Source organism: Pseudomonas alkylphenolica (assembly GCF_004025535.1).
Taxonomy (GTDB): domain Bacteria; phylum Pseudomonadota; class Gammaproteobacteria; order Pseudomonadales; family Pseudomonadaceae; genus Aquipseudomonas; species Aquipseudomonas alkylphenolica_A.
On sequence record NZ_QJRG01000033.1, the window covers coordinates 696,821 to 713,509 of the forward strand.

A 16,689-nucleotide genomic window follows, 5' to 3' on the forward strand; every position below is an offset into this window, starting at 1 on the left:
TTCAGGCCATGTCAGGTTAAGGAGCGAGGGGGACGGCAAATATCCGCTTTGTGCAGACCTTTATCCGTTTTCTGCAAAGTGTCAGGAACGACGCTTGAGGGTGTCGGAGGGCAGTTCGCCGAACAGCGATTTGTAGTTTTCCGAAAAGCGGCCGAGGTGTACGAAGCCGTAATCCATGGCCAGTTCAGTAATGCTGCGCACCGGGCAAGTGGCATCGGCCAGGTTGGCGTGGATGCGTTCGAGTTTTTTCTGGCGGATGTACATTTTCGGCGTGGTACCAGCGTTTCGCTCGAACAGCGCATACAGCGAGCGCAGGCTCATGCTGGCCTGGCGCGCCAATTGTTCGCTGCTGATATCCAGCTTGAGGTTGCCCTCGATGTAACCGGCAATCCGGTCGAAGGTGACGCCCTGGCTGTTGATCGCCTCACGGCTGACGTTGGTCGGCATCAGGGTCAGCAGCTTGCTGGCGATTATCTGGCTGTAGTGTTCCTGCACGCGCAGCAACGGTTCGCTGGCTTCGGCCTCATGGCAGACCATGGCCAACAGCCCGGCGAACCCTTCCAGCGCCAGCAACTGGTAATGGCTGTGGATAAACCGCACACCCTCGCTGGGGCGCTGCCAGCGTTGTTCATCGCAGACACTTTCAAGCAAGCGGTTGGGCAGTTTGAGAATGAATTTTTCGCAGTCGGCGGAATAGGCCAGGTCGACCGGTTCGTCCGGGTTGATCAGCAGCAACTCGCCCGGCCCCAGCAAACGCTCGGCACGACCGCGCCGCCACAGGCAATGGCCACGCAGCAGGATTTGCAGGTGAAAGACGTTTTCCAACGCCGGCGACATCACCCGTACTTCGCCGCCGTAGCTGATCCGGCACAGATCCAGGCTGGCGAACTTGCGATGGTCGAGGCACGCCTCGGGGTGACCGTGATGCGGCAGACGGATGTGGTGCACGCCCACATGCTGATTGACGTAGGTCGACACGGCATAAGGATCGGCACGATCGAAAACCCGGCTGCGCTCACTGAGCAGGGGACTCTCCATACCAGGACACTCGTTGTAGTTATCCTGGCAGTCTAAGCGAAAGCACGCGTCTTCGACCAATCGCGGGATGGACGGTGTGTTGCCAAACGCATCGCACGGTTGCCCGCGATGCGCTTTACAACAAGCTCCAGGTGTACGTCAGCACCACCCGGTTCTCATCGATGTCCGAACGGTAGTTGGAGCGCGCCATGGCATTGCGCAAGCGCACCCCAAGCCCCTTGAGCACGCCGCTCTGCACCGCATAGCCGATATCCAGGTCACGCTCATGCTCCTTGCCTTCAAAGCCGAGCCCGGTGTCGACATTGTTGCCTTTCAGGTAGCGAACCGTTGCCGTCAGCCCCGGCACTCCCATGGCGACGAAGTCGTAGTCGTAGCGCACCTGCCAGGAGCGCTCATCGGCATAGGAGAATTCATAGGTCGGCACTTCGTTACCCAAGGGTGAAATATTCGGAAACACACGGGGAAACGCGTTCTCGCCAAAGATGCCCTGGTAGCCGACGGTGAAGGTGTGCCCACCACGCTTGGCCGACAGCAGCGAATAAAAAGCCTGGTTGTCGATATCGCCAATACGGCTTTCGCCCTGCTCTTTGGCGCTGAAGTAGCCAAGGTTGGCGCCCAGTACCCAATCGCCCACCGGCTCGCTGTGCTTGAGACCGACAAAGCCCTGTTGATAAATGTCTTCGAGGCGGCCGTACCACAGGCTCAAGGTGCTGCGGTTGGCGTTGAAGCTGTAATCGCCACCGGCAAAATTGAAGGCATCGCTGTTGGCCTGGCGCTGCGGCAAGTGGCCGAGCATGGCGATCAGTTTTTCATCACCCGCTTCGTTGCGCAGGCTGGTGGAACTCAGGTGACCTGCCTGTAAAGTAAGACCGCTGATCTCGGCCGAGCTGATGCTGGCGCCCTGATAAGTCGGCGGTAGCAGGCGCGAATCGTTGTACTGGAGGATGGGCAAGTTGGTTTGCAGCTCACCGACTTTCACTTCGGTCTTCGAATAGCGCAGCTTCAAAGTCGCCCCTGCCCGGCTGTATTCGTCTGCCGCGCGGCCGTCGTCCTGAACCGGCAGCAAGCCGGTACCGGTACGGTCCGGGCTGCTGTCGAGCTTGATCCCGAGCAGGCCGATTGCATCGACGCCTACACCAATGATCCCCGGGGTATAGCCCGACTTGACGTTGAGGATAAAGCCCTGCCCCCACTCCTCGGCCTTCGATTGCGGGTTGGCACCGACGATGCCGGAAAAATCGCGGCTGAAGTAATAGTTGCGCGCTTGCAGGGTCGCGGTGGTGTCCTTGAAGAAATCCGGCTCGGCGGCCTGGGTAGTGAAACTCAGGGCGAGCAAAGACAGCAACCCGGTTGGACGGAGGTTGTTCATGATGGCGTGCTCTTTTTATTGTTGTTTTTGACGTGAGGACTGCGGGGTCCGCATCGCAGGCTGCGCCAGCTCCTACAGGTTTTGCGGGAGCTGGTTTAGTGGTTGGCTAGGCCGCTGATTGCAGGGTCGCGGTTTGCTTGGCCGTACTGCGGCTGGCAAACACCATCATCGCCACCGCCGCCACGGCGCCCGGTACGGCAAAGGCCATGAAATTCAGCGCCAGCGGCAGCTGGATCCCCAGCAACAAGCCGCCGAGGATCGGGCCAACGATTGCCCCGCTACGCCCGATACCCGACGCCCAACCCAGCCCTGTGGAACGAATCCCCATCGGGTAGAACTGCGCGACACAGGCATAGGCCAGGATCTGTGTACCGATCGTGGTCGCCCCGGCAATGGCGATCAGCAGGTACAGCACCGGAGTCGGGCTTTTGAAGCCCAGCAGACTGATCGACAGTGCCGCCAGCGCGAAGAACACCACCAGCACGCGGTCGAGCTTGAATCGATCTCCAATCCAGCCGCCACCGACCGCGCCAAAAATCGCCCCGAAGTTAAGTACCAGGAGAAAGGCCAGGCTCGATCCCAGACCATAACCGGCATTGCTCATCAGCTTTGGCAACCAGGAGTTGAGCGCGTAAACCATCAGCAGGCAGCAGAAGAAGGCAACCCATAGCATCAAGGTGCTCAGCGCCCGGCCTTCACGAAACAGCTGCGGCACAGAACCACCGGCTTCGACGCCCGTGACCACTTCCAGACGATCACCTGCCTGTGGCTGGTAACCGGGTTCGACCCGTTGCAGCAGCTGGCTGGCCTGCTCGGTACGTCCCTGGCGCACCAGAAAGCCCAGCGACTCTGGCAAGAAGCGCAGGATCAACGGCAACAGCAGCAACGGAATGACGGCGACATAGAACACCGACTGCCAACCGAAGGCCGGCAGCAACACGATCCCCAGGCCCGCCGAGAGCATGCCGCCTACCGAATAGCCGCTGAACATGATGGCGACCAGCGTGCTGCGCATGCGTCTGGGAGCGTACTCATTCATCAACGCCACCACGTTGGGCATCACCCCGCCGATGCCCAACCCCGCCAGAAAGCGGCAGATGCCGAATTCGGTGGGGTTGCGGGCAAAGCCATTGAGCACGGTAAAACCGCTGAACAGGATCACGCAGATCATGATGGCTTTCTTGCGCCCGATGCGGTCGGACAGCGGCCCGAACACCAGGGCACCGAACATCATGCCGAACAGGGCGTAGCTGCCCAGGGCGCCAGCCTGCAGCGGGGTCATGCCCCACTCCTGCATCAACGCCGGCAACACTACGCCATAGATGACCAGGTCATAGCCGTCGAAGATGATGATCAGCGCGCACCAGAACAGTACACGCCAGTGAAAGGTATTGAACTTCGCCTGATCGATCAGGCTGTTGATATCGATCGCTCGCATGTGGCGTGTCTCTTTTGTTGTTGTTATCGAAACCCGAAAGCGAACCTGCCGAGCAGTGTTCGCGATCTCAGGTTAGGAGCAGCACAAAAGCGCCAATAGCCGTTTCCTGCGAATTGCTATCCAGTTTGCGCAGGGACTGACCAGGTGTCAGCGATGACGTTTGAAAGTAACCGAAGGCAGTTCACCGAAGCGCTGGCGATAGCTTTCGGCAAAACGACCCAAGTGCAGAAAACCGTAGTCCAGGGCGATCTCGGTGACATTACGCACCGTGCTGGCCGGGTCCTGAAGCGCGGCATGAATGCGGTCAAGCTTGCGCTGGCGCACATAGCCCTTGGGCGACAACCCGGCATGCCGTTCGAACAGCGAATACAACGAGCGCTCACTGACCCGCGCCACATTCATCAGTTGTACGACACTGATGTCCTGATCCAGGTGAGCGTCGATATACGCGGCCAGTTGCTCAAACGAGTGCGGCTGTTGCGAAGGCTCCCCGCGCTGAACGTTATTGCCCAGCAAGCTCAGCAGTTTGCTGGCAACGATGCGCCCGTAATGCTCCTGTACCTGCAGCAACGAATTCGCTGACTCCGCTTCTTCGCACACCAGGCCAAGCAACCCGATAAAACCTTCCAGCTCGCCGGTGACATGGCGTGCGCTGTTGAAACGGATTCCACCATCCGGCACCTGCCAGCGCTGCTCCTGGCAAGCCTGTTCGAGCAGAGCGACCGGCAATTTGAGGATGAATTTTTCGCAGTCGGCCGAGTAGGTCAGGTCTACCGGATCGTCCGGGTTGATCAGCAGCAGCTCACCGGGGACGTAGTAATGCTCATTGCCGCGACAGTTCGACTGGCAATGCCCCTTGAGCAGTATCTGCAGGTGATACAGGGTACCCAGTGCGGGCGAGGTAATCCGCGCCTTGCCGCCGTAGCTCAAGCGGCACAGGTCAAGGCTGGCAAACTTGCGGTGGTTGATGCTCGCCTGCAGGTCGCCGGTTCTGGGCAGGCGCAGGCTGTGGCCACCGACATGCTGATTTACGTATTCGGACACGGCATAAGGATCGGCGCGCTGAAACACACGGCTGCGCTCGCTTAACAGGTGGCTGCTCATGGGCTGCCCTCTTTTTGTTCTTGCTGGACGATATCCACAGGGTCTGGTTATCCACAGGGAAGCAGCTTGCGTCACGTGTAGTAGGCAGTCCAATATCTGTTGGGTAGGCAACAATACCCTGGAGGTATCATGGAACTGCGCCATCTGCGTTATTTCCGGGTGCTCGCGCAGACCCTGAACTTCACTCGCGCCGCCGAGCAGCTGCATATCGCCCAACCGCCCCTGAGCCGGCAGATCCGTCAGCTGGAAGAAACCCTCGGCGTCGAATTGCTGGAGCGCAACCGGCCACTGCGCCTGACAGAAGCAGGTCGCTACTTTTATGAACAGAGCGCGATGCTGCTCGATCAACTCGAACAGATCGCCGAAGGCGCCAAGCGCATCGCCAACAGCGAGCGGCAATGGTTGCGCATAGGTTTCGCACCTTCGACCCTCTACGACCTGCTGCCCGAGCTGATCCGCCAATTACGCCGTAATGCCGAACTTGAGCTGGGTCTGCAGGAGATGATCACCCTGCAACAGGTCGAAGCCCTGAAAGCCGGGCGCATCGATATCGGCTTCGGGCGCATCCATATCAAGGACCCGGCCATCGAGCAGCAGGTACTGCGCGAAGACCCGCTGGTAGTCGCCCTGCCCTGCGGTCATCCACTGATCGGCCAACCCATTGACCTGGTGCGCCTGGCGTTTGAGCCTTTCATCCTCTACCCCGCCACACCTCGCCCAAGCTATGCCGACCACATCATGGGGCTGTTCGCCAGCCAAGGCCTGAGCGTGCAGGTGATTCAGTGGACCAATGAACTGCAGACAGCGCTGGGTCTGGTAGCGGCCGGCCTGGGGATAACGCTGGTGCCCGCCTCGGTGCAACGCCAGCACCGCGACGATATCGTTTATGCACCGCTGAGCGAGTCGGCTGCGGTTTCGCCGATCATTCTCAGTCGACGGGTTGGGGATAACTCTCCACAGGTCCGCCATTGCCTTGGCCTGGTGGATCGCTTAATTTTATCCACAGGGCCTGCATGAAAGCGCACGCGCCCTGCCAGGGTGAGATATCCACAGGCGCTCACTGCTCCGTGAGTCATTGCCCGATGGCGAACGCTCCGTCTAAGCTGGCAGCAGGTTATCAAAGGATGGATTCGATGATGCATCTACCGCTCGCACTGGGTTTGTTACTCGCCGCGGCCGTGGTCGAAGCGGCGCCCTTGCAGGTGCCCACCCCGGCCGAACTCAGGACCCAGCTCGACAGTCTCAAGCCCGGCCAGTTTCTCTGGTACCCGCAGGTTTCGCCGGTGGGACCGGTGACCGTGGTCGTCAGCCTTACCGAGCAACGTGCCTACGTCTACCGCAATGGCATCGCCATTGGCGTCAGTACCGTGAGCAGCGGCAAGCCTGGCCGGGAAACCCCTACCGGGGTGTTCAGCATTCTGCAGAAGAAGGTCGAGCATAAATCCAGCCTCTACAACAGCGCGCCGATGCCCTACATGGAGCGGCTGACGTGGGACGGCATCGCCCTGCACGCCGGCCATCTACCGGGCTACCCCGCCTCTCACGGTTGCGTGCGCCTGCCAATGGCCTTTGCCAAGAAGCTGTATGAAGTCACCGGCTTCAGCTCCACCACCGTGATCGTTTCCGATACCCACAGTGCTCCGGTGGAGGTAAACCACCCCGGCGTGCTGGCGCCTACAGTCACCGAGGGCAAAGCCCAGGGCCCGCTGGTACTGAACAATCAACAGTTCTGGAACGATCCGGACCCGACGGCGGGGCCGCTGTCGATCCTGATCAGTCGCGCCGACCTGCGCGCCTATGTTTACCGCGGTGGCCAACTGATCGGTTCAGCGCCAGCACTGTCGCCAGAGAACGGCAAGCGTCGCAGCGGCATGGCGGTGTATTCCCTGCTGCAAAAACCCTCCGCCCTGGCACTCGACGCCACGCAGCCATTGCGCTGGTCAGTGGTGGGTATGAGCAACCCGGAGTACGGCGATACGCCTTATGAACAACTGGGCCAACTGAACATGAACGCGGAATTCCGCGGCCATTTGCGCGCGGCGATGGACGTCGGCACGATGCTGGTGATCACCGATTGGGCCTCCACCCGGGATACCCGCAGCAATGGAAAATTCACCGTGATCAGCACCGAAGACAGTGAAGAAACTAAACCATTGGTCAAGAAATGATCGGCAATCCTGTAGAAATAAAGCAAAGTAGCGGGCTTTGGCTCTGAACAAGCCGATTTTTCGCTTAGAAGACGTGCCATAACAACGCATAGCAAAACCGACCATTAGGACTTAGCACCTGTTGACGATTTAGCGAGCTGGCGCCCTGCAAGACAAGGCGCACAGCGCAGTATGCAAGGGACGAATGCCGCCCGGTTTAACGCCGAGCGGCTGACACACCCTCGATCGCAGACAGGTTTTTTACAGGATACTCCATGTCGATGTTCGAACCCTTGCGGGGAGCCCTCCGGCTCTCAGCGGCCAGTATTGGCCTGTTTTTCCTGAGCGCCTGGCAGACTGCCTACGCCCAGCCCCTGCCTACCGCTGCCGAACTGCAGCAATTGGCGCCAAGCGCCAGCCTCTCGACCCTGACCCTGGCGCTCACCGCCTATGAGTGCGCCAGTGACAGCGATGAGGACAAGCTGCTGACAGTGATCGACTACTCCAAGGCCTCACGTGACAAACGCCTGTGGGTGTTCGATTTGCGCGCCCGGAAACTCTTGTTCGAGGAATGGGTTGCCCACGGCAAGAACAGTGGTGCCGATGTACCGACCGCGTTTTCCAACACGCCGAACAGCTACCAGTCTTCGATCGGTATGTATGAAACCGGCCAGACCTACAACGGCAAGCATGGCCGTTCGTTGCGCTTGCAGGGGCTGGAGCCGGGGTTCAACGACAACAGCATGTCGCGTGCGATTGTCATGCATGCCGCCGCCTACGCCGATCCCAAGGTCGTTCCTGGTCTCGGCCGCCTGGGCCGCAGCCAGGGCTGCCCTGCCGTACGGCCGGCCATTGCCGGCAAGCTGATCGATACGCTGCAACGCGGCAGCTATGTCTTCGCCTACTACCCGCAACAGGACTGGCTGAAAAAGTCGCGCTACCTCAGCGCCCAGAGCTGCCCGCTGGCCCATCAGTCGCTGGCCAGCAAATAACTTGCTGGACCGGCAGAACCACAAAAAACCCCGATAAACGGGGTTTTTGTGGTTAGGGATTGCAGCCCTAGTCCTCAAACTCGCTGAAGTCTGCCTTGCGGATCATTGAATTGATGCCCTTGGTTCTATCGACCACCTGAGAGACCTGAAAGTCAGTTGCGGCACTCAGGTAGGCGAACGCAACCGCTTCATCGATGCCATATTTCGCCTTGAGGAAGTGGATCGCTTCACGCGTGGACTTCTTCATTGCCTCATCCAGATCCTCATCCAGCCCAAGAGTGATCCAGAACTCATCTGTTTCGCCCATCGGCTGGGATATCGATTTTCCAGGAATCTGCTTGGCGCCGCTTTTCAGCAGTGTGAGGCGAAAGGTTGCCCGTGCCGATCCTTCCAGCGCAGTCAGCGCAACCTCGCCATCCCCTTGAACAAAGTGGCTATCACCGGTGTAAAACAGGGCACCGGGGACCATTACCGGGTAGTAGGCAGTGGCGCCTGCTCCCAGATCATTCACGTCCAGATTGCCGCCATAATGGGCCGGGGGAACGGAATGTACGGGCTGGTCGGTGTTAGCCGCGACGCCCATGATGCCCATGAACGGGTGCAGAGGAAATCGGATCTTCTTGCCCGCGCCGCCATCCAGCGTGCCGACATATCCTGCCTCGCCCCGCTCGATGGGTGTGAAAATCGATAGATTGCCGTAGCGCTCCGGGTGCTCGGCGCTGGCATTGGGCTGGGCTGGGGTTTTGGGATATTCCCCCGGAAGCGCACCAAAGCCGTGTCGACTTGAAATAACGCCATAAGGAACCCGTGGCTCAACTGCCAGGATTTCAACCTTGAGCACATCGCCCGGTTGCGCCCCTTCCACGGCAACGGGCCCCGTAACCACGTGGGGACCATCCTTGGCGAAATCATGGGCACGATCGGAGGCTGTCAAGGCAATGGCTTCCTTCAACACCTGCCCTGGCTTTACTCCGTGCGTACCAAAATAGGCGACCGGATCCCGCCCCTGATCTTCCATGAGGCCTTCATGGGACAATGTGTCAAAGGTCACCACGCTACCCGAAGGGATGCTCAAAACCGGCTTCGCAGTGCGATTCGGCAAGTATCCCCAACTGACATTCTCCAGCGAGGAAGGTACATAGTAGTTCCCCGCATATTGACCTTGTTCCAACTTGGTCGGTATAGCGGAGAGCTGTTCGAGAATGGCGAACGGTGGCTGTGTCTCTGCCTGAACAACTTCGACCAGCGGGAGAAAGGCAAATGGAAGAAAACAAGAAATGAAGCGGCTGTTGGCAAGCATGAATCGTCCTCGTTGATTTAGCTCAGCGAAGTCATCGCAAAATCCACGCCAACGTACAAAATGGCTGTTTACAGCCTCAACACCGCTAAAACGAAGCAGAAACTGCCTCTAAACGGTGCAACCGCTTGCCTCAATGCATTGGGCCCGTCCCGGCCAGGCACTTGCAAGCACGACCAAGTGGAATCGGCACGTTGATCTATTGCCAGACATAAAAAAGGGAGCCGAAAAGTGGCTCCCTTGTTGTTGCGACAGTTATGTTGCTAACCGCAGCGATAGTTACTCTACAGTGACCGACTTGGCCAAATTACGCGGCTGGTCGACGTCGGTACCTTTGAGCACCGCCACGTAGTACGACAGCAGTTGCAGCGGAATGGTGTAGAGGATCGGTGCCAGGGCATCGATGATGTGCGGCACGGCAATTACGTGAGTGCCTTCACCGTTGCTCATGCCGGCGGCCTGGTCGGCGAAGACGATCAGTTGCCCGCCACGGGCGCGCACTTCCTGCAGGTTGGACTTGAGCTTCTCCAGCAGTTCATTGTTTGGCGCCACGGTGACCACCGGCATGTCGCTGTCGACCAGAGCCAGCGGACCATGTTTGAGTTCACCCGCCGGGTAGGCTTCGGCGTGAATATAGGAGATTTCCTTGAGCTTGAGCGCGCCTTCCATCGCCACCGGGAACTGGGCACCGCGGCCCAGGAACAGGGTGTGGTGCTTGTCGGCGAACAACTCGGCGGTTTTTTCGACTACCGCGTCCATGGCCAGGGCTTCGCCCAGGCGAGTCGGCAGGCGACGCAGCTCTTCGACCAGCTCGGCCTCCACACCCGCTGCCAGAGTGCTACGCACCTGACCCAACGACAGGGTCAGCAGCATCAGCGATACCAGTTGCGTGGTGAACGCCTTGGTCGACGCCACGCCGATTTCCGGACCGGCCTGAGTCAGCAGGGTCAGGTCCGACTCGCGAACCAGCGAGCTGATGCCGACGTTGCAGATCGCCAGGCTGCCGAGGAAGCCCAGCTGTTTGGCGTTGCGCAGTGCTGCCAGGGTGTCGGCGGTTTCACCGGATTGGGAGATCGACACGAACAGGGTGTCTGGCTGTACCACAACTTTGCGGTAACGGAACTCGCTAGCCACTTCCACCTGGCATGGAATGCCGGCCAGCTCTTCGAGCCAGTAACGCGCAACCATACCGGCGTGATAGCTGGTGCCACAGGCGACAATCTGCACATTGCGCACTTTTGCAAACAAGTCGGCAGCCTGCGGACCGAAGGCCTGAACCAGTACATGGTCCTTGCCCAGACGGCCTTCCAGGGTGCGCTGAACCACGGTTGGTTGCTCGTGGATTTCCTTGAGCATGAAGTGGCGGTACTCGCCCTTGTCAGCGGCTTCGGCACCTTCGTGGTACTGCACGGTCTCGCGCTGAACCTTGGCTCCGGTTACATCCCAGATTGATACCTGATCGCGGCGAATCTCGGCGATATCACCCTCTTCCAGGTACATGAAGCGGTCGGTCACCTGACGCAGCGCCAGTTGATCCGAGGCCAGGAAGTTCTCGCCATGGCCCAGACCAATCACCAGCGGGCTGCCGCTGCGGGCCGCCAGCAGACGGTCAGGCTGGTGCACACTGATCACCGCCAGGCCATAGGCACCGTGCAGTTGCTTGACAGCAGCCTTCAGGGCGTCGGCGAGGTCCGGAACAGTTTTCAGGGTGTGGTGCAGCAGGTGGACGATGACTTCGGTGTCGGTCTCGGAACTGAACAGGTAGCCCAGGCCCTTAAGCTGTTCACGCAGTTCTTCGTGGTTCTCGATGATGCCGTTATGCACCACCGCCAGTTCCTGGCCGGAAAAATGCGGGTGGGCATTGTGCTCGGTTGGCGCGCCATGGGTAGCCCAACGGGTGTGGGCAATACCCAACTGGCCGACCAGCGGATCGGCGGCAACCGCTGCTTCCAGTTCGCTCACCTTACCAATTCGACGACGACGCTCCAGGTTGCCTTGCTGGGTGTATACCGCAAGACCTGCGCTGTCATAGCCGCGGTATTCCAGACGCTTGAGGCCTTCGATCAGGATGGTCGTGATGTTACGTTCGGCGACGGCGCCAACGATTCCACACATTAGATATGCTCCTTGGAGAGTGCGGCACAGATCACATGGACGCCGCGGGCTTCAATTTGTTCACGCGCCGCTGTGGGCAAGCGCTCATCGGTAATCAGGGTGTTTACGTTGCCCCAGGGCAGTTCAAGGTTGGGGATCTTGCGCCCGACCTTGTCTGACTCGACCATCACAACTACTTCACGCGCCACTTCGGCCATCACCCGGCTCAACCCCAGCAGCTCATTGAAGGTGGTGGTGCCGCGGGTCAGGTCGATGCCATCGGCACCAATGAACAACTGGTCGAAATCGTAGGAGCGCAATACCTGCTCGGCGACCTGTCCCTGGAAGGATTCGGAATGCGGGTCCCAGGTGCCGCCGGTCATCAACAGCACCGGCTCGTGCTCCAGTTCACTCAGGGCGCGGGCTACATTCAGCGAGTTGGTCATCACCACCAGGCCCGGCTGGTGACCCAGTTCGGGAATCATCGCTGCCGTGGTGCTACCACTGTCGATGATGATGCGCGCGTGTTCTCGGATGCGCCCTACCGCTGCCCTGGCAATGGCCTGCTTGTATAAGGAGACTGGTTGCGCCTGCTCTGCGATCAGTTCTTGCGGCATGGTCACCGCACCACCGTAACGTCGCAGCAGCAAGCCGTTGGCTTCGAGGGCGGCGAGGTCCTTGCGGATGGTCACCTCTGAGGTTTCGAAACGCTTGGCCAGCGCATCAACGCTCACTTCCCCCTGCTCATTCAGCAAGGCGAGGATGTTGTGGCGGCGTTGTGGGGTGTTACGTTTCGACATGGCGTCTTTAAGTTTCGTTTCGAAAGTTAGTGATGCCAATCAAAACCTAAAGCGTTAACTGCGTCAAGCAGATCCGACAAAAACCCATCTGTGCATAACTTGTTCGACAAAGCCAATTTATCCACAGAATGATAAAAGGCCGACTTATACACTGTACAGTCGGCCTTTTTTACATTTGTGGATAACTCAGCTCTTCTTGATTTTCTCCGGCCGCTTCCAGCCGTCGATGTTGCGCTGACGCGCACGACCTACAGCGAGCTGGCCCGCTTCGACATTCTGGGTGATGGTCGAACCGGCGGCAGTGGTGGCGCCATCCAAGATATCCACAGGCGCAACCAGTGAGTTATTGGAGCCGATGAACACGTCCTCACCAAGGGTAGTCTTGAACTTGTTCGCGCCATCGTAGTTGCAGGTGATGGTACCGGCACCGATGTTGGTACGTGCACCGATCTCGGCGTCGCCGAGGTACGCCAGATGGCCGGCTTTGGCGCCTTCACCCAGGCGGGCGTTCTTCAGTTCGACAAAGTTACCCACATGGGCACGGGCGCCCAGTTCGCTGCCTGGACGCAGACGTGCGAACGGGCCGGCATCGCTGCCTTCGCCCATGATCGCGCCTTCAAGATGGCTGTTGGCCTTGATCACCGCACCTTTGCGCAGGGTGCTGTTCTTGATCACGCAGTTCGGGCCGATGACCACATCGTCTTCGATGATCACCCGGCCTTCAAGAATGACGTTGATGTCGATCAGCACGTCGCGGCCCACGGTAACTTCACCACGCACGTCGAAACGCGCCGGGTCACGCAGGGTTACGCCCTGGGCCATCAGACGGCGGCCTTCGCGCAACTGATAGTGCCGCTCAAGCTCAGCCAGTTGGCGACGGTCGTTGGCGCCCTGCACTTCCATCGGGTCGTGCGGCTGTTCGGTGGCAACCACCAGGCCATCGGCAACAGCCATGGCGATGACGTCGGTCAGGTAGTACTCACCTTGGGCATTGTTGTTCGACAGACGCCCCAGCCACTGCGCCAGGCGTGCACCCGGGACAGCGAGAATGCCGGTGTTGCCTTCGTTGATAGCTTTTTGCGCGTCGCTGGCATCCTTGTGCTCAACGATCGCCGCCACCTGCCCCTGGGCATCACGGACGATACGCCCGTAACCCGTTGGGTCGGCGAGGTTGACCGTCAACAGCCCCAACTGCTCGGCGCTGACCTTGGCCAGCAGGCGCTTGAGGGTGTCGACTTCGATCAGCGGCACATCGCCGTAGAGGATCAGCACGGTGTCGGCTGTCAGCGCTGGCAAGGCTTGCGCTACTGCGTGACCGGTGCCCAGCTGCTTGTCTTGCAATACAAAACTCAGGTCGTCAGCCGCCAGACGCTCACGCACCAGTTCAGCCCCGTGCCCGATCACTACGTGGATGCCTTGCGGCTGTAGCTGACGGGCGCTGTGGATAACATGGCCAAGCATGGAATCGCCGGCGACCGGGTGCAGCACCTTGGGCAGCGCGGAGCGCATGCGGGTACCTTGGCCTGCGGCGAGAATAACGATATCGAGAGACATTGACGGGCTACCAATCCTGGAAGGTCAGTGAGGTGACCAGAATATAAAACGCAGAAAAAGAAAAAGGGTAGCCGAGGCTACCCTTTAACTCAATCACACCAGAAGTGACCGGTTCGAAAACCGATTTACTTCTTGCGCATTTGCTGGACGGTACGCAGCTGAGCTGCGGCCTCGGCCAGACGTGCAGCGGCGGCACTGTAGTCGAAATCCGCGCTCTTTTCGTGCAGGGCTTGCTCAGCTGCCTTGACGGCATCCTGAGCCTGGGCCTCGTCCAGGTCGGCAGCACGTTGCACGGTATCGGCAAGCACCTTGACCATGTTCGGCTGGACCTCGAGGAAACCACCAGAGATGTAGAACACCTCTTGGGCGCCACCCTGCTTGGTCAGCGTGATCGGACCTGGCTTCAGATTAGTGATCAGCGGCGCGTGGCCTGGAGCGATACCAAGATCACCCAGGTTACCGTGCGCAACCACCATCTCGACCAGACCGGAGAAAATCTCTCCTTCCGCGCTGACGATATCGCAATGGACTGTCATAGCCATCTGCTTGCCTCAACCTGATTAGCGCCCCTTTCGGGGCGCCGGGATTACAGTTTCTTGGCTTTCTCGACCGCTTCTTCGATGCCGCCGACCATGTAGAACGCTTGTTCTGGCAGGTGGTCGTAGTCACCTTTGAGGATGCCGCTGAAGCCAGCAATGGTGTCTTTCAGGGAAACGTATTTACCTGGGGAACCAGTGAAGACTTCTGCCACGAAGAACGGCTGGGACAGGAAGCGCTGGATCTTACGAGCACGGGATACCAGTTGCTTGTCGGCTTCGGACAGTTCGTCCATACCCAGAATCGCAATGATGTCCTTCAGCTCTTTGTAGCGCTGCAGCACGTACTGAACGCCGCGGGCGGTGTCGTAGTGCTCGTTGCCGATGACGTTCGGGTCCAGCTGGCGCGAAGTCGAGTCCAGTGGATCGACCGCTGGGTAGATACCCAGGGAGGCGATGTCACGGGACAGTACGACGGTGGCGTCCAAGTGGGCGAAGGTGGTCGCTGGCGACGGGTCGGTCAGGTCGTCCGCAGGTACGTATACGGCCTGGATCGAGGTGATCGAACCTTCTTTGGTCGAAGTGATACGCTCTTGCAGAACGCCCATCTCTTCGGCCAGAGTCGGCTGGTAACCTACTGCCGAAGGCATACGGCCCAGCAGTGCGGATACTTCGGTACCGGCCAGGGTGTAACGATAGATGTTGTCGACGAACAGCAGAACGTCGTTACCTTCGTCACGGAACTTCTCAGCCATGGTCAGGCCGGTCAGCGCTACGCGCAGACGGTTTCCTGGTGGCTCGTTCATTTGGCCGTATACCAGAGCAACCTTGTCCAGTACGTTGGAATCCTTCATCTCGTGGTAGAAGTCGTTACCCTCACGAGTACGCTCACCCACACCGGCGAACACGGAATAACCGCTGTGCTCGATGGCGATGTTACGGATCAGTTCCATCATGTTTACGGTTTTGCCTACACCGGCACCACCGAACAGACCGACTTTACCACCCTTGGCAAACGGGCAAACCAGGTCGATAACCTTGATGCCGGTTTCCAGCAGGTCGTTGCCGCCTGCCTGGTCAGCGAACGAAGGTGCATCACGGTGAATGCCCCAGCGCTCTTCTTCACCGATCGGGCCGGCTTCGTCGATTGGGTTACCCAGGACGTCCATGATACGGCCCAGGGTCGCTTTACCGACCGGTACCGAGATCGCTGCGCCAGTGTCGTTTACGTCCAGGCCACGTTTCAGGCCTTCGGTGGAACCCATCGCAATGGTACGAACCACGCCGTCGCCCAGCTGCTGCTGAACTTCCAGGGTGGTTTCCGCGCCAACTACTTTCAGCGCGTTATAGACACTCGGTACGCTGTCACGTGGAAATTCCACGTCGATGACGGCGCCGATGATTTGAACGATACGTCCGCTACTCATAGCTGGATCCTCTGAATATTTGAACCGTTAAACCGCGGCAGCGCCGCCGACGATTTCCGAGATCTCTTGGGTGATCGCAGCCTGACGCGCCTTGTTATAGATCAGCTGCAATTCGCTGATCAAATCACCGGCGTTGTCGGTGGCGTTCTTCATCGCGATCATCCGGGCAGCTTGTTCAGCTGCGTTGTTCTCGACCACCGCCTGGTAGACCTGCGACTCCACGTAACGCACCATCAGGCCGTCCAGCAGCTCTTTGGCGTCAGGTTCGTAGAGGTAGTCCCAGTGGTGCTTGAGTTCTTGATCCGGGGTTGCCACCAACGGAATCAACTGCTCGACCGTTGGAGTTTGAGTCATGGTATTGATGAACTTGTTCGATACCACGGACAGACGATCGATACGACCGTCCAGGTAAGCATCCAGCATGACCTTGACGCTGCCGATCAGATCATTGATCGACGGCTCTTCGCCCAGGTGGCTGATTGCTGCAACGACGTTGCCGCCGAAGCTGCGGAAAAACGCCGCACCCTTGCTACCAACTACGCAGAGATCGATCTCGATCCCTTGCTCGCGGTTGGCCGCCATGTCCTTGACCAGGGCCTTGAACAGGTTGGTGTTCAAGCCACCACACAGACCACGGTCACTGCTCACCACAACATAACCGACGCGCTTTACAGGGCGATCGATCATGAACGGGTGGCGGTATTCCGGGTTGGCGTTGGCCAGATGACCAATAACCTGGCGGATACGCTCCGCATAAGGACGGCTAGCAGCCATGCGCATTTGAGCCTTGCGCATTTTGCTGACCGCCACTTTTTCCATGGCGCTGGTAATTTTTTGCGTGCTTTTGATGCTCGCAATCTTACTGCGAATCTCTTTTGCGCCTGCCATGTAAC

Annotated in this window: 14 protein-coding genes; 3 read left to right on the plus strand and 11 right to left on the minus strand. The window is 59.1% G+C overall.

Going from position 1 to position 16,689, the window contains the following annotated elements:
• Positions 1-81: 81 nt before the first annotated feature.
• The 4 genes from DM813_RS03270 to DM813_RS03285 form a co-directional block, all read right to left on the minus strand.
• On the minus strand, positions 82-1,038 hold the full coding sequence (locus tag DM813_RS03270) for an AraC family transcriptional regulator (protein WP_128321997.1): 957 nt from the start codon (positions 1,036-1,038) through the stop codon (positions 82-84).
• A gap of 115 nt (positions 1,039-1,153) precedes the next feature.
• A complete protein-coding gene (locus DM813_RS03275) occupies positions 1,154-2,407 on the minus strand; it encodes an OprD family porin (RefSeq protein WP_128321998.1) in 1,254 nt (417 codons plus the stop codon).
• Positions 2,408-2,513: 106 nt separating this feature from the next.
• Complete coding sequence (locus DM813_RS03280) at positions 2,514-3,845, minus strand: aromatic acid/H+ symport family MFS transporter (protein WP_128321999.1); 1,332 nt, start codon at positions 3,843-3,845, stop codon at positions 2,514-2,516.
• 147 nt (positions 3,846-3,992) lie between these two features.
• A complete protein-coding gene (locus DM813_RS03285) occupies positions 3,993-4,949 on the minus strand; it encodes an AraC family transcriptional regulator (RefSeq protein ID WP_128322000.1) in 957 nt (318 codons plus the stop codon).
• A gap of 129 nt (positions 4,950-5,078) precedes the next feature.
• On the opposite strand from DM813_RS03285, the gene DM813_RS03290 reads away from it, so the two are divergent.
• The 3 genes from DM813_RS03290 to DM813_RS03300 all read left to right on the plus strand — a co-directional run bounded on the left by DM813_RS03290 (position 5,079) and on the right by DM813_RS03300 (position 8,088).
• Positions 5,079-5,966: a LysR family transcriptional regulator gene (locus DM813_RS03290; RefSeq protein ID WP_128322001.1), complete on the plus strand. Its 888-nt coding sequence runs from the start codon at positions 5,079-5,081 to the stop codon at positions 5,964-5,966.
• A gap of 116 nt (positions 5,967-6,082) precedes the next feature.
• On the plus strand, positions 6,083-7,117 hold the full coding sequence (locus DM813_RS03295) for a L,D-transpeptidase (RefSeq protein WP_128322002.1): 1,035 nt from the start codon (positions 6,083-6,085) through the stop codon (positions 7,115-7,117).
• A 254-nt stretch (positions 7,118-7,371) separates the two neighbouring features.
• Positions 7,372-8,088 (plus strand): murein L,D-transpeptidase catalytic domain family protein, encoded by a 717-nt coding sequence (locus DM813_RS03300; protein ID WP_128322003.1) that lies wholly within the window; start codon positions 7,372-7,374, stop codon positions 8,086-8,088.
• 67 nt (positions 8,089-8,155) lie between these two features.
• Here DM813_RS03300 and DM813_RS03305 read toward each other — a convergent pair whose 3' ends face one another.
• The 7 genes from DM813_RS03305 to atpG all read right to left on the minus strand — a co-directional run bounded on the left by DM813_RS03305 (position 8,156) and on the right by atpG (position 16,684).
• Complete coding sequence (locus tag DM813_RS03305) at positions 8,156-9,388, minus strand: acetamidase/formamidase family protein (RefSeq protein ID WP_128322004.1); 1,233 nt, start codon at positions 9,386-9,388, stop codon at positions 8,156-8,158.
• Positions 9,389-9,664: 276 nt separating this feature from the next.
• Positions 9,665-11,500 (minus strand): glutamine--fructose-6-phosphate transaminase (isomerizing), encoded by a 1,836-nt coding sequence (glmS, locus tag DM813_RS03310; RefSeq protein WP_128322005.1) that lies wholly within the window; start codon positions 11,498-11,500, stop codon positions 9,665-9,667.
• On the minus strand, positions 11,500-12,279 hold the full coding sequence (locus tag DM813_RS03315; RefSeq protein WP_128322006.1) for a DeoR/GlpR family DNA-binding transcription regulator: 780 nt from the start codon (positions 12,277-12,279) through the stop codon (positions 11,500-11,502). The genes glmS and DM813_RS03315 overlap by 1 nt, the downstream gene beginning before the upstream one ends.
• A gap of 186 nt (positions 12,280-12,465) precedes the next feature.
• The gene (gene glmU, locus DM813_RS03320) at positions 12,466-13,833 is read right to left on the minus strand and encodes a bifunctional UDP-N-acetylglucosamine diphosphorylase/glucosamine-1-phosphate N-acetyltransferase GlmU (RefSeq protein ID WP_128322007.1); all 1,368 of its coding nucleotides are present in this window, start codon (positions 13,831-13,833) and stop codon (positions 12,466-12,468) included.
• Positions 13,834-13,958: 125 nt separating this feature from the next.
• Positions 13,959-14,375, minus strand: a complete 417-nt coding sequence (locus tag DM813_RS03325) for a F0F1 ATP synthase subunit epsilon (RefSeq protein ID WP_128322008.1) — start codon at positions 14,373-14,375, stop codon at positions 13,959-13,961.
• 44 nt (positions 14,376-14,419) lie between these two features.
• Positions 14,420-15,796, minus strand: coding sequence for a F0F1 ATP synthase subunit beta (gene atpD, locus DM813_RS03330; RefSeq protein ID WP_128322009.1), 1,377 nt, complete (start codon positions 15,794-15,796; stop codon positions 14,420-14,422).
• Between the two features lie 27 nt (positions 15,797-15,823).
• Complete coding sequence (gene atpG / locus DM813_RS03335; protein WP_107024412.1) at positions 15,824-16,684, minus strand: F0F1 ATP synthase subunit gamma; 861 nt, start codon at positions 16,682-16,684, stop codon at positions 15,824-15,826.
• Between the last annotated feature and the right edge of the window lie 5 nt (positions 16,685-16,689).